At 49.2% G+C, this 13,181-nt stretch carries 14 protein-coding genes and 1 other annotated feature; of the genes, 12 read left to right on the top strand and 2 right to left on the bottom strand.

Annotated elements, in window-relative coordinates; all coding sequences use genetic code 11:
• Positions 1-145: 145 nt before the first annotated feature.
• Positions 146-754, bottom strand: a complete 609-nt coding sequence (locus tag MKX74_RS17900; RefSeq protein WP_341179311.1) for a hypothetical protein — start codon at positions 752-754, stop codon at positions 146-148.
• Positions 755-1,180: 426 nt separating this feature from the next.
• Between MKX74_RS17900 and spoIIGA the strand changes: the two genes are divergently transcribed.
• The 12 genes from spoIIGA to MKX74_RS17840 all read left to right on the top strand — a co-directional run bounded on the left by spoIIGA (position 1,181) and on the right by MKX74_RS17840 (position 12,189).
• On the top strand, positions 1,181-2,125 hold the full coding sequence (gene spoIIGA / locus MKX74_RS17895) for a sigma-E processing peptidase SpoIIGA (RefSeq protein ID WP_018886795.1): 945 nt from the start codon (positions 1,181-1,183) through the stop codon (positions 2,123-2,125).
• 14 nt (positions 2,126-2,139) lie between these two features.
• Positions 2,140-2,862 (top strand): RNA polymerase sporulation sigma factor SigE, encoded by a 723-nt coding sequence (gene sigE, locus MKX74_RS17890; protein ID WP_025680830.1) that lies wholly within the window; start codon positions 2,140-2,142, stop codon positions 2,860-2,862.
• A 140-nt stretch (positions 2,863-3,002) separates the two neighbouring features.
• Positions 3,003-3,785 (top strand): RNA polymerase sporulation sigma factor SigG, encoded by a 783-nt coding sequence (gene sigG / locus MKX74_RS17885; protein WP_018886797.1) that lies wholly within the window; start codon positions 3,003-3,005, stop codon positions 3,783-3,785.
• Between the two features lie 171 nt (positions 3,786-3,956).
• Positions 3,957-4,295: a YlmC/YmxH family sporulation protein gene (locus tag MKX74_RS17880; protein WP_445667282.1), complete on the top strand. Its 339-nt coding sequence runs from the start codon at positions 3,957-3,959 to the stop codon at positions 4,293-4,295.
• A 49-nt stretch (positions 4,296-4,344) separates the two neighbouring features.
• A complete protein-coding gene (gene pgeF, locus MKX74_RS17875) occupies positions 4,345-5,229 on the top strand; it encodes a peptidoglycan editing factor PgeF (protein WP_341179310.1) in 885 nt (294 codons plus the stop codon).
• 8 nt (positions 5,230-5,237) lie between these two features.
• Positions 5,238-5,927 carry a YggS family pyridoxal phosphate-dependent enzyme gene (locus MKX74_RS17870; protein WP_341179309.1) on the top strand — a complete coding sequence of 230 codons (690 nt, stop codon included), beginning with the start codon at positions 5,238-5,240 and terminating at the stop codon, positions 5,925-5,927.
• Between the two features lies 1 nt (position 5,928).
• Positions 5,929-6,372 carry a cell division protein SepF gene (locus MKX74_RS17865; protein ID WP_018886801.1) on the top strand — a complete coding sequence of 148 codons (444 nt, stop codon included), beginning with the start codon at positions 5,929-5,931 and terminating at the stop codon, positions 6,370-6,372.
• 7 nt (positions 6,373-6,379) lie between these two features.
• Positions 6,380-6,643: a YggT family protein gene (locus MKX74_RS17860; protein ID WP_018886802.1), complete on the top strand. Its 264-nt coding sequence runs from the start codon at positions 6,380-6,382 to the stop codon at positions 6,641-6,643.
• A gap of 9 nt (positions 6,644-6,652) precedes the next feature.
• Entirely contained in the window at positions 6,653-7,435 is a 783-nt protein-coding gene (locus tag MKX74_RS17855; RefSeq protein WP_341179308.1) for a YlmH family RNA-binding protein, read from the top strand.
• Between the two features lie 188 nt (positions 7,436-7,623).
• Positions 7,624-8,133, top strand: a complete 510-nt coding sequence (locus tag MKX74_RS17850; protein ID WP_018886804.1) for a DivIVA domain-containing protein — start codon at positions 7,624-7,626, stop codon at positions 8,131-8,133.
• Positions 8,134-8,225: 92 nt separating this feature from the next.
• Positions 8,226-8,515: a binding site (T-box leader), on the top strand.
• 75 nt (positions 8,516-8,590) lie between these two features.
• Positions 8,591-11,680, top strand: coding sequence for an isoleucine--tRNA ligase (gene ileS, locus MKX74_RS17845; protein ID WP_341179307.1), 3,090 nt, complete (start codon positions 8,591-8,593; stop codon positions 11,678-11,680).
• 161 nt (positions 11,681-11,841) lie between these two features.
• Complete coding sequence (locus MKX74_RS17840) at positions 11,842-12,189, top strand: DUF5665 domain-containing protein (protein ID WP_445667281.1); 348 nt, start codon at positions 11,842-11,844, stop codon at positions 12,187-12,189.
• 147 nt (positions 12,190-12,336) lie between these two features.
• On the opposite strand, the gene MKX74_RS17835 is transcribed toward MKX74_RS17840, so the two are convergent.
• The gene (locus MKX74_RS17835) at positions 12,337-13,065 is read right to left on the bottom strand and encodes a TraR/DksA C4-type zinc finger protein (protein WP_341179306.1); all 729 of its coding nucleotides are present in this window, start codon (positions 13,063-13,065) and stop codon (positions 12,337-12,339) included.
• Positions 13,066-13,181 lie beyond the last annotated feature (116 nt).

Raw genomic sequence — 13,181 nt, 5'->3', positions numbered from 1 at the left:
GATTAGAATCAAGAGTGAACGTTGGTTAATCAAAGATATGATTCCGTCGATATCTGGAGTAAATAATAGTATCTATGAAAAAAACAAAAGAACCGGGCGCACCGGTTCTTTTTCGTCAATATTTGATTCTGGCCGCAGCAAGCTACTATTCAAATCTGGCCGAATATTCATACATCTCTGCTCCGGCCTGATACATCAGCTCTTTGCTCGCCGCGATTTTGGGATTGATTTGATGATACAAAGTCCAGTTGATTTTCGTTTTGGATACTGCTTTTTTGTAGAGCATCATACCTTCAAGCTGAAGGTATGAGCCGCGGATAAGCTTTTGGTGAATGGAGGCAAGCTTCGGATGAGCCGGTTGGATTTGTTTGAGTCCGGATACGTATTTAGTGTAATTAGGGACAATTGTGTTATTCAAGTCTAGAAAAATTTGTTTGCGAGTGGCATTCGTAAGTTCAGGAGTATTGTTGAATGTATCTATTCCCTTGTCTTCATAAACATCGAGCTGACCGAGTTGATCCCAATAATCCATGTACTCGATATACTCTTGTACAAGCTCTGGATCCAAATCCCCATACAATTCCTCATCTGTGACCGTTTCGTCTGTTGGAGAGATTTCTGCTCCCGATTCGATGTTTGTACCGAAGGGATCAGTAGTGGTGTCAGCCTCGGCTGCTGACGACACGGCAGGGAACAGCATAGTCCCTGACAGTATGAGTGCTAAAGCTGCAAATACTATCGCGTTTCTCTTCATTCACAATCTTCCCCTTTTCTCTCTGAATGTTACAAGTGTACTTAGGACTTTAACACGTGATTTGCGAAACCTCTAGTCATAATAATCTTATAAATGAAAAATAAGGAATTTATTCGCGCAAGTTCATCCGACAGCAGCTAACTAGCCATGTACTCCACCTAATAACTGCGATGCTGTAGCGGAGGGGTGGAGGATTTCTGAAGAAACAAAGTGCTCGCCTTTAAAGCCCGATTTCATCCAATTATTTTTGTCTAATCTGGTAATCGGGTTTTAACAGCGATCGTAAGAAACCTCCAACCCGTAGCCCCCCGCCCCCTTCATCCGACAAAATTAGTTGGGCACATGCCTACAAAGTTAGACAGACTTTGAAATTCACTCCTCTTATACTTAACCGTATCCTGTAAATTGCACAGGCGGGTGAAACGATTGGTAGTGTATCTGGATCTCATCTTCTTGGTCAATCTGGTAATCGACGCAGTATTGATTATGGTGACGGCCTGGATGAGAAAGCTGCGGCCAGCATGGTGGAGGGTGCTTCTGTCCTCGGCTGTAGGTGCCGCTTATGTCGTAATGATGTTTTTTCCGCCGCTTACGTTTGCCTTTACCTTTCTGATCAAGTTCATGCTGTCTGTCATCATGCTTCTGATTTCCTTTGGATTCGGGGGACTACAGCGCTTCCTACGGACGTTGGGGGCGTTCTATATCGTGAATTTTGTAGCGGCTGGAGGTATTCTGGGGACGCACTATCTAGTACAGAATCCTGGTGAGGTCATGAATGGGATCTGGTTTTCAGCCTCGGGGGGATTATCTTTTGAGCTGAAGATTGGCTTCTGGTTCGTGCTGTGCATGTTCGCGGTGGTGATGATTATCTTCAAGACAGTTCAGGCTGCGAGACAACGCTCTGAACAGCTTGGCAGCTATCTGGGAGAGGTAGAGGCCAGCATTGATGGTGTATCTGTCCGTTGTACAGGCCTGCTGGATACGGGCAATCAGCTTGTTGACCCACTGACGAGAATTCCCGTGATGATCATGGAGCTTTCGCTATGGAGCACCTATTTTCCAGAATCATGGGAGCGTAAATTGAAGAATGGAGAGGCGGACAACCTGGTCACCGAGCTAGGCGAAGAGGAGTTCCGATGGCAGGATCGGTTACGGCTGATTCCGTATCGAGGCATTAACAAAGGCACGGCGTTCATGCTGGCTCTGAAGCCTGATGAGGTGACTGTGACGATGAACGGCCTTCGTTCCACAAGCAAGCGGGTATTAATCGGGCTGGACAGCGGTACGCTGTCGTCTGAAGGTCGTTACCGGGCTGTCATTCATCCTGATCTAATCGTCGCTTCTTTAAATCCTGAGGTAGGAGGAATTTGATGCGTTTACAAGTGTTGCCTGTCAAATGGAAGCTGTCTATTCAATTGCAGTATTATCGGGTGCTGTTCCTGCTGGGCTTGAAGACGGAGGAAATCTACTATATCGGAGGCAGCGAGGCCCTTCCCCCGCCGTTAACCCGCGAGGAGGAGGACTATCTGCTACAGAAGCTCCCCTCAGGAGACTCGGCGATACGTGCTGTCCTGATTGAGCGCAATCTGCGCCTGGTTGTCTATATAGCCCGTAAGTTCGAGAATACGGGGATTAATATCGAAGATCTCGTATCCATTGGGGCGATTGGTCTCATCAAAGCGGTGAATACATTTGATCCGGAGAAGAAGATCAAGCTGGCGACCTACGCATCACGCTGCATCGAGAATGAAATTCTGATGTACTTGAGACGGAACAACAAGACTCGCACAGAGGTGTCCTTTGACGAGCCGCTAAATATCGACTGGGATGGTAACGAACTGCTGTTATCTGATGTGCTTGGTACAGAAAATGACACTATCTATCGCAATATTGAGGAGCAGGTGGACCGCAAGTTGCTGCACAAGGCGCTCGACAAGCTGACGGATCGTGAACGACTCATCATGGAGCTACGCTTTGGATTACAGGATGGTGAGGAGAAGACGCAGAAGGATGTTGCGGATCTACTTGGGATTTCCCAATCGTATATCTCAAGGCTGGAGAAGAGAATCATTCGTCGACTGCGCAAGGAATTTAATAAAATGGTGTAGCGCTATCAATTGCATACCGCCGCCCGTCGACAGCTATGAAGTGAGTGAAGCAGAGTCCATGAACGAGTGTGAGGGACGAATAAAATTGGACCTCAAGGAGATAATGTACATTAATGTTGCTCCTTGGGAGGTAAGACACGATGACCCGTAATAAAGTTGAAATCTGCGGTGTGGATACAGCCAAGCTGCCTGTACTGACGAATGTGGAAATGCGCGAATTATTCACAGCTCTACAGCAACACAATGAACGCTCGGCCAGGGAAAAGCTGGTTAACGGGAACCTGAGGCTCGTCCTCAGCGTCATCCAGCGCTTCAACAACCGGGGAGAATATGTGGATGATCTGTTCCAGGTTGGCTGTATTGGGCTGATGAAGGCTATAGATAATTTTGACTTATCCCAGAATGTAAAATTCTCGACCTACGCTGTTCCTATGATTATTGGAGAGATTCGGCGTTATCTGCGTGACAACAACCCGATCCGGGTATCTCGTTCCCTGCGAGACATTGCCTACAAGGCACTTCAGGTCAGGGATAACCTGACGACTGTGAATTCCAGAGAGCCGACGATCTTTGAGATCTCCGAGGTGCTCAATGTTCCAAAGGAGGATGTAGTCTTCGCGCTGGATGCCATACAGGACCCTGTATCCCTGTTTGAGCCGATCTATCACGACGGCGGTGATCCTATCTATGTGATGGACCAGATCAGCGATGACAAGAACAAGGATGTATCCTGGATTGAGGAGATTGCCTTGCGTGAGGCGATGCAACGGCTGGGCCAGCGTGAGAAAATGATATTGTCCATGCGCTTTTTTGAAGGGAAGACGCAAATGGAGGTAGCTGATGAAATCGGCATCTCCCAGGCCCAGGTATCCAGACTTGAGAAGTCGGCAATCCAGCAAATGCAAAAGCATGTGAAATCCTAAATAAAATGGCTTCCATCTCAAATGGCTTCCATCAGGGCATCCTTCAAGATCGGGAATCTTGAAGGATGCCCTTTTCATCTTGAAAGCTGATGAACTGCTGCATAAAATTTAGTGGGACAGGACATTTTTACATTCTCCCTCATATACTTGCAAAGTAAAGGATGTGAGGCTGTGGATGAGATGAGGACTGTCATGCGAACGATTAAAATATCCGAATTTCAGACGAAGGACGTCATAAATGTCATGGATGGCAGGCGGCTGGGGCAGCTTGGCGATCTTGAAGTGGATTTGGAATACGGGCGTATTGAGGCGATTACTGTACCAGCAGCGGGTGTGTTCAAAGGCTGGTTCGGTGGAGGGAGCGAGCTGGTCATTCCGTGGCAGCATATCGTCAAGATCGGGACGGATGTCATCCTGGTGCGACTAGAGGAGCTGGCAGGGGTTCAAACGGAGAGACGGCGTACACCCCAAGGGGACTATGTGGAACGATGGGAACGCAAAGGTACGTAGAGACACCCGGAGCTGATTTTGGTACACTGGGCTGTAGAGGTGAAATGAATTGGAACCATTTGTGATTGAAGAATGGACAGGAGCAACGAGCGGAGGCGAACTTTCGTCAGGTCCCGTACCGCGCTTAATGAATCTTGAGGCTTGGCGGGCACAGGATGCACGGCTGCAGGCTGGATTCACGACACGGAGCGGGGGAACCAGCAGACCGCCTTACTATAGCCTGAACTGTGCTTATCATGTGGGAGACGATCCTGCAGCTGTGCTTAATAATCGTATACAGCTTGCAGGTCGTCTTGGCTTTGAACCAGAGGCCTGGACATGTGGCGAGCAAGTGCACGGAACAAGCATTGCTGTCGTGACAGCTGAGGATAAGGGCAAGGGCTTCCGGGATCGTGCTTCTGCTTTTGCAGATACTGATGGAATGATTACGAATGTACCAGGTGTGCTACTGACTTCTTTTTATGCTGACTGCGTCCCATTGTATTTCTGGGACCCCGTAGAACGAGTCGTAGGTCTGGCGCATGCAGGCTGGAAGGGCACAGTCGGTCAGATCGCATTGCGCATGATTACAGCTATGGAAGAGCAATACGGCACATCGAGAGCCGATCTGCGCGCAGCAATTGGACCTTCCATTGGCTCATGCTGCTATGAGGTAGATGAGCATGTGATGCGTCATATACGGGTTTTGGAGGAAGAATCGGGGGGGAATGGTTCATGGAACCAGAAGGTATATTACCCTACTGATGCGGGAAAAACGATGCTTGACTTGAAACAATGCAATCGACAGATTATGATGAAAGCAGGAATATTGGCGTCTAATATCGAATGTACTACTTTATGCACCAGCTGCAGGAACGATTTGTTTTTCTCTTATCGCAAGGAGAATGGCATGACGGGAAGGATGGCTAGCTGGATAGGCTTTGAAGAGAGGTGAACCTTCCTGTGTCCTTGGAAGACAGAATAAAGGATGTCCAGGCCCGAATCGGCGAAGCTTGTAGTCGGAGCGGCCGAGCCAGTCATGATGTGAATGTGATTGCTGTCACGAAATATGTGGCTGTCCCAGCCATGTCTGCTGTTCTGGACAGTGGGCTTGTGCATGTCGGTGAGAATCGCTGGCAGAACGCTGCTGAGAAGTGGGAGCAGCTTGGCGAACGGGGAATATGGCATTTTATAGGCCATTTACAGACGAATAAGGTTAAGGATATTGTGGATAAATTCAAGTATATTCACTCTCTTGATCGAATATCACTTGCTCAGGAGCTCGAACGCAGAGCTTCAGGATTGGACATGCAGATTCAAGCCTTTCTGCAGGTGAACATATCGGGCGAGGAGAGCAAGTACGGATTGGCACCGGAAGCGGTACAGCCCTTCCTGAAGGATATAGCCCACCTCAAGCATGTGAAGGTGATTGGGCTGATGACGATGGCTCCGCATGAGGAGGACCCCGAACAGACCCGTCCGGTCTTTCGCGGGCTGCGTGATCTTAGGGATGAGCTGAACGGACAAGCCTTGACTTCCGAGCCTTTGACTGAATTATCCATGGGCATGTCCAATGATTTTGAAGTGGCCGTTGAGGAAGGTGCGACCTGGCTGCGTCTGGGATCTGTCCTGGTAGGAAAAGAGGAGGGCTAGTATGGGCGTAATGAATAAGTTTATGAACTTTCTGGGCCTGCAGGAGGAAGAGCAGGTTGTTGAGCGGGAAATGCTACAGGAAGAAGAACTTGAAACTCCAGCCTTTGATAAGCGTAAGAACCAAAGAGGAAGCAATGTAGTCAGTATTCATTCCCAGAAGAATGTGAAGGTTGTCCTTTACGAGCCGCGCTCATATGATGAAGCCCAGGAGATTGCCGACCATCTGCGCTCTCATCGCTCCGTCGTCGTTAATTTGCAACGTATACGCAAAGATCAGGCTTTGCGGATTATTGATTTTTTGAGCGGTACCGTCTATGCCGTGAACGGTGGTATCTCCAAGGTAGGGCATAATATCTTCTTATGCACGCCAGACACGGTGGAAATTCAGGGCTCGATTACTGAAATTTTAGCCGATAGTGAATCTGAACTAGATAGGATGAGGTGATTGCGTTTTGAGTATTGAGATTGTTGTTGGTTTATTGCTTCAAATTTATACTTATATGATTATTGTGTACGTGCTGTTGTCTTGGCTTCCGAATGCCCGTGAGAGCTTCATTGGGGAATTGCTCGCGAAGCTTGTAGAGCCTTATCTGTCGCCTTTCCGCAGGTTCATTCCTCCGATCTTCGGTATGATTGATATTTCGCCGATCATTGCTCTGATTGTGCTGCGTTTTGCTGCTTCAGGTCTGATCTCCGTCCTGCGTTACTTTGTGTAGGAGGATGTCATGCATACGGAGATATATGAGCACTTCCACGCTGATGAGAAGGACTTCATAGATCGTGCTTCGGAGTGGATCGAGCGTGCAAGTGAGCTACATGAGCGCAAGCTCAGCGAATTCCTTGATCCTCGGCAGGCTTACATACTGAGCACCATTGCATCCAGAAACGGGGATGTGCAGGTCCGTCTGGACGGCGGCTACGACGGAGCCGAACGACAGCGGGCACTAATCGCCCCGGATTACAGTTATTTAGACGATGAGGATATGGGAGTCGTAGTGCTCTCCATCTCATCAGAGGATAAGAAGCTGTCCGAGCTGGAGCATGGTGATTATATGGGTGCTATTCTTGGCCTTGGCATTAAGCGGGGCAAGATTGGCGATTTTCATGTCCGGGATGAAGGCTGTCATGTATTGATGACATCGGATATCAGTTCATTCATTACATCCCATCTAGGGCAAGTCCACCGGGTACAGGTTCGAACAGAGCTGCTTCCTCTTGATCAGTTGATCAAGACAGAGACCGCCTATGAGACCATGGACCTTACGGTGGCCTCTTTACGTCTGGACGGAATTGTGAGTGACGTGTACCGCCTGAGCCGGAGTAAGGTACTGGCACCAATTCGCGCAGGACGCTGTCGGGTGAACTGGAAGCAGGAGGAGAATCCTTCCTGTATGCTGAAGGCTGGAGATGTGGTATCCTTTCATGGATTTGGTCGATTCAGGCTGCTGGAGACAGATGGTGTCACCAAAAAAGGCAGAATGCGTGTGAAAATCGGGAAATTTGTATAAATCATTGCAGGATTCTCGAACACTGTGTCGAATTGATTAAGCTAACAAGTTGGCACGAATTTTCCGATGCATACAGTAGAGTGTAGGAAGGCAGGAATGCACGGGCGCATGACAGTCCGCATTGTATGGCGTCTTACGACTAATCTTCTGGCATGCCCAAGAAGACAAATTCACAGGAGGTGGACATCATGCCATTATCACCATTGGACATACATAACAAGGAGTTTGCCCGTCGACTTCGCGGCTATGATGAGGACCAGGTTAATGAATTCCTGGATCAGGTGGTCAAAGACTATGATATCGTGCTTCGCGAGAATAAGGAGCTCAGAAACGAGTTGCTGTCCATTCAGGAGAAGCTGGATCATTTTGCGAATATTGAAGAGACGCTGAGCAAGACGATTATCGTAGCTCAGGAAGCAGCAGACGAGGTCAAGAACAACGCGAAGAAGGAAGCGCAGCTCATCGTGAAGGAAGCGGAGAAGAACGCTGACCGGATCGTGAACGACGCACTTGCAAAATCACGCAAGATCGCACTTGAAGTCGAGGAGCTCAAGAAGCAGGCTTCGATCTATCGTGCCAGGTTCCGTACACTGGTGGAGGCTCAGCTCGACCTGCTCAGCCAGGACGGTTGGGAAGCTCTGGAGAATCGTGAACGTGAAGTTCTTGATCGCGAGCGTGAGATGAAGGAGATTTACTAATTTCTCCATTCGTCGTGCGGTTGACTTTTGCTGGTAATCAGAGTATATTATCTGCATTGCGACATATTTGTAGCACAACTGTATCACAAACGATAAATTCCAAGACGGGAATCAGTACGTCATGAGCTTGTTCAGCAGAGAGTTGGCATTTCGGTGCAAGCCAACGTTCAAGGCATGATCGAATATCCTCCCCGAGAAGTGAGCTGAAGCGCGTTATGCGTGTGTAAGCGGTCACCGTATGCCATACGTTATCATGTGGCTCCCTGCTGAAGGCGGGGATTAGAGAGCCGGTTTGATCTGTTTACTCATCATTCTATAGAATAGGGTGAAGTGACAGATGTCGGAATCAGGGTGGTAACGCGAGCAGAGCCTCGTCCCTTTATGGGGCGAGGCTTTTTGGTGTTGTTTTTTTGGACTCACCAGAGTGTGATTTGAAGATGAAAGGAAGAAGATGAGGATGCAACGAGTAGATATCAAGGAAAAGGCCAGAACACGCGATCTGCGCGTGCTCGACAAGTGGAAGCAGGAGGATATTTTCCGTAAGTCGATCAGCAATCGGGAAGGAAAGCCGAACTTCGTATTCTACGAAGGACCTCCTACAGCAAACGGCAAGCCACATATCGGACACGTATTGGGCCGCGTCATCAAGGACTTCATTGGTCGTTACCAGACAATGAAGGGCTATCGTGTCGTGCGTAAAGCAGGATGGGACACACATGGACTGCCTGTTGAGTTGGGCGTGCAAAAGGAACTGGGCATCTCTCACAAGCATGAGATCGAGGAATACGGTGTCGAAAAGTTCGTAGAGAAATGTAAGGCTAGTGTCTTCGTATATGAGCAGCAATGGCGTGACTTGACGGAAGCCATCGGCTACTGGACGGATCTGGATAATCCATATGTAACATTGGAGAACGATTACATTGAAAGTGTCTGGAACATTCTGGCTACAGTCCATGACAAAGGACTGCTGTATCGCGGTCATCGCGTAAGTCCTTACTGTCCGAGCTGCCAGACGACCCTAAGCTCCCACGAGGTGGCACAGGGCTACAAAGACGTCAAGGATCTCAGTGCCACGGCGAAGTTCAAGCTTCATGAGAGCGGCGAATATGTACTGGCCTGGACGACTACACCATGGACACTCCCGGGTCACGTTGCTCTCGCTGTGAATCCTGATATGGAATATGCACGCGTGAAGCAAGAGGATGGAGTGTACATCGTTGCGAAGAATCTCGTGGAGAAGGTAATTAACGGCGAGTATGAATTGCTTGGCACACTCAAGGGCTCGGAGCTCGTGGGCCAGACCTACACACCACCATTCAACTATGTAGATGTGACGGGTGGAAGTACAATCCTGGGTGCCTCCTTCGTTACTGATTCAAGTGGTACAGGTGTCGTTCATATGGCACCAGCGCATGGTGAGGATGACTATCGTGTCATTCGTGAGCACGGAATTGGCTTCGTCAACGTGGTTAACCTCCAAGGCTGCTACACAGAGCAAGTCACTGAGTTGGCAGGTCGCTTCGTGAAGGATTGCGATATTGATATCCTGCGTATGCTGACAGATAAGGGGCTGCTCTATAGCAAGGAAAAATATGAGCATAGCTATCCGTTCTGCTGGCGTTGTGATACACCGCTCTTGTATTACGCCATGGACAGCTGGTTCATCCAGACGACAGCCATCAAGGAGCAGCTCATTGCGAACAACAATGAGGTGGATTGGTATCCGGGTCACGTCCGTGAAGGGCGCTTCGGTAAGTTCTTGGAGGAGCTGGTGGATTGGAACATTAGCCGTAACCGGTATTGGGGGACGCCACTGAATATCTGGAAATGTGAGGAGACCGGTGAAGAATTCGCGCCGCACAGCATCGCAGAGCTTCGGGAGCGGGCGATTGGCGACGTCCCTGAGGATATTGAGCTGCACAAGCCATTTGTAGATGAGATCAAGGTTCGCAGCTCCTGCGGTAAATACGTGATGACACGGACACCAGAAGTCATCGACGTCTGGTTCGATAGCGGCTCGATGCCATTCGCGCAGCAGCATTATCCGTTCGAAAATCAAGAGATTTTCGCGCAGCAGTTCCCTGCAGATATGATCTGCGAAGGAATTGACCAGACTCGGGGCTGGTTCTATAGTCTGCTGGCGGTGTCCACACTCCTGACAGGTAAAGCGCCTTACAAGGCTGTTATGGCGACTGGCCATGTACTGGATGAGCAAGGACAGAAGATGTCCAAGTCCAAAGGAAATGTGATTGATCCTTGGGAGATCATTGAGGAATTCGGAACGGATGCTTTCCGTTGGGCGATGCTGGCTGATAGCGCTCCTTGGAACAGCAAACGTTTCTCCAAGGGAATTGTTGGTGAGGCGAAGTCCAAGATGGTGGACACACTCGTCAATACCCATGCGTTCCTGACATTGTATGCGACGATTGATGGGTTCAACCCAGCAGAGCATCCATTCAAGCTGTCTGCCCACAAGCTGGATCGCTGGATTCTGTCGAGACTGAACAGCTTGATTGTGCAGGTCGATAAGGCGCTTGCTGTGAACGACTTCCTGAATTCCTCAAAAGCTATTGAGGGCTTCGTGGATGAGCTCAGCAACTGGTATATCCGTCGTTCCCGCGATCGCTTCTGGGGTAGTGGCCTGACAGAGGATAAGCTGGATGCTTATCGCACGTTGACTGAGGTATTGCTGACGACCTCGAAGCTGATTGCGCCGTTCATGCCGATGATTGCAGAAGATATCTATTTGAATCTGAGCGGTGGGGAAAGCGTGCATCTGGAGGATTATCCTGCAGCCAACGAGCAGCTGATCGATCTGGAGCTGGAACGGGATATGGAGACGGCACGCCGTGTGGTTGAACTCGCTCGGAACGTGCGTAATGAGACGGGCTTCAAGACCCGTCAGCCACTATCTGAGCTGATTGTATCTCTGGATAATGATTTCCATCTGGCGGATTATGAGGAGATCATCAAGGATGAGATCAATGTGAAGCAGATTCGTACAGAGACAGATGACAGCGGGTTCGTTGATTTTACACTCAAGCTTAATCTCAAGGTAGCAGGCAAGAAATACGGTAAGAACGTTGGGTTCCTGCAAAATCATTTCAAGGGCATGTCTGCAGCCGAGACTCGTACGGTAGTGGAGCAGGGCCTGTTGAATATCGTATCTCCAGATGGTGAGGAGCTGCAGGTGACTGCTGAGGAGCTGCTGGTGGAGAAGAAAGCGAAGGAAGGCTTTGCATCGGCTTCTGGCTATGGCCTGACAGTAGCGCTCAATACGGATATTACGCCTGAGCTGGAGCAAGAGGGCTGGGTTCGTGAGGTAGTTCGTGCTGTGCAGGATTACCGCAAGAAGCTGGATCTGCCGATCGAGAAATATGTAGCTCTGACGCTGGATGTCGATGATGAGCTTCGTACAGCGATCACGGCCTTTGATGCCGTATTGCGCGAGAACGTACTGGTTACAGATGTGCAATTTGGTCATGCTGAGCCGATGGAGCGCGTTGAGGCGGGCGGCAAAACAATCGGCGTTCACATTGCTGAATAATCAAGCAAGCATGGGAACACAATATAGGTAATGATTAGCAAATCACGAGCCTGAAGCTATGACTTCTAGGCTCGTGATTTGTTTTAAGTCTGTTTTTAGCTTTGTTTTAGCTTTGTTTGAGGTCATGAAGCGACTAATGCTGCTATGAAGGAGGCACAGGGATGACCACTCGGCGTCAGAGAAAATCCATGAACCGTCATGCACTCCGTGGGAAACACGATAAACGAACTGTCACGAAGGCGGTCATCAGGAGTGCGGCTACAAGGATGGAATATGCTCGCTTAGCCGACTATGCCCTGCTGCTCAATCGTCCTCTGCGTCTGATCTGGTTGAACCTGTTGTCAGGTACCTTCCGAGGCGTCGGCATTGCTATCGGCTTCACTTTTTTTGCGGCGACCATTATTTATATACTGCAAGTACTAGGAGCATTGAATCTCCCCATTATCGGGGATTACATTGCAGATATCGTCCGCATCGTACAGCGGCAGCTGGAGTTGACCAGCTATTAACAGCATTGGGAGTGCATCAAATTATCCCTATGAGATAGATGCACTCACTTAGGGCCGTACGATTAAAGCACTGAACTGATAAGAATGAGATATAAGCATGTATACATTAGGTTACAGGTGCAATAGGTGATATAGGTGCCACAGGTGCTACTCTTCATCCTCGTGTTCGGTCTCCAGTAAAGGAACGCCTTCACCTTTATCCAGGTAATCCTGATACTGCTTACTACGAATCACCGTGACATCATGACCATATAGATCGGTAGCGACGAAGTTCTCATAGCTTTCAACGAAGCCACCAAGGTCATCGCCTGCTTCGATCTCAATGTCATCATAACGGGTAATCTCGTTGGACTCGGCCATGGCGGGGGAGTTGGAGGAACCCCAGCTTTCGACAATTTGCCATGCGTCTTCCCCATCAAAGCCTGAATACTCGTGCTCATCAAGACTGCTACGTCCAAATGGCGGGGACAAAAATTCCTCTTCGACAGGTCTGTTATTTGAAGCTTGCGCCTCCCGGGAGTGCTGCACGCAATAGATGGTATAGGGAATGGCCTGCAATCGCTCGTACGGAATCGCTGCTCCGCATTCTGCGCAGCTACCATAGCTGCCTTCCTTCATGGCCTGCAAGGCAGAGTCAATCCGCTCCAGCATGAACTCATCATGCTCCGTCAAGGAGACATCCTTGGCTCGCTCGTATACTTCAGTACCGACGTCGCCTGGGTGATTATCAATGGTCGACAATTCTCCGGTCTCATAACGATGTGTATGCTCAAGCCCGTAATGATCATTATGCTCCAGACGCTGCTCAATGCTGCGTTTGCGGTCAAGCAACTCATTCTGAAGCCAATGCAGCTGCTCCGTGTCTAACAGGGACATAAGTGGCCTCCTTTCCAATATAGGAATAGGGTGCGCCGAGAGCCATGGTTTTAGCGAAGGAAAAATACGGTCAGTGAAATAGATGGTGCGTGGACTGAGTCTGGGCGATTATGCTA

Origin of the sequence: Paenibacillus sp. FSL K6-1230, assembly GCF_038002385.1 — a bacterium.
GTDB lineage: Bacteria > Bacillota > Bacilli > Paenibacillales > Paenibacillaceae > Paenibacillus > Paenibacillus massiliensis.
Note: the sequence above shows the minus strand (reverse complement) of the source record. Positions and strands in the feature narration are given on the sequence as shown.

Coding starts and splice junctions, on each gene's coding strand:
- MKX74_RS17900 (WP_341179311.1), bottom strand. CDS start 754: ATGAAGAGAAACGCGATAGTATTTGCAGCTTTAGCACTCATACTGTCA.
- sigG (WP_018886797.1), top strand. CDS start 3,003: ATGACCCGTAATAAAGTTGAAATCTGCGGTGTGGATACAGCCAAGCTG.
- MKX74_RS17865 (WP_018886801.1), top strand. CDS start 5,929: ATGGGCGTAATGAATAAGTTTATGAACTTTCTGGGCCTGCAGGAGGAA.
- MKX74_RS17855 (WP_341179308.1), top strand. CDS start 6,653: ATGCATACGGAGATATATGAGCACTTCCACGCTGATGAGAAGGACTTC.
- MKX74_RS17850 (WP_018886804.1), top strand. CDS start 7,624: ATGCCATTATCACCATTGGACATACATAACAAGGAGTTTGCCCGTCGA.
- ileS (WP_341179307.1), top strand. CDS start 8,591: ATGCAACGAGTAGATATCAAGGAAAAGGCCAGAACACGCGATCTGCGC.
- MKX74_RS17840 (WP_445667281.1), top strand. CDS start 11,842: ATGACCACTCGGCGTCAGAGAAAATCCATGAACCGTCATGCACTCCGT.
- MKX74_RS17835 (WP_341179306.1), bottom strand. CDS start 13,065: ATGTCCCTGTTAGACACGGAGCAGCTGCATTGGCTTCAGAATGAGTTG.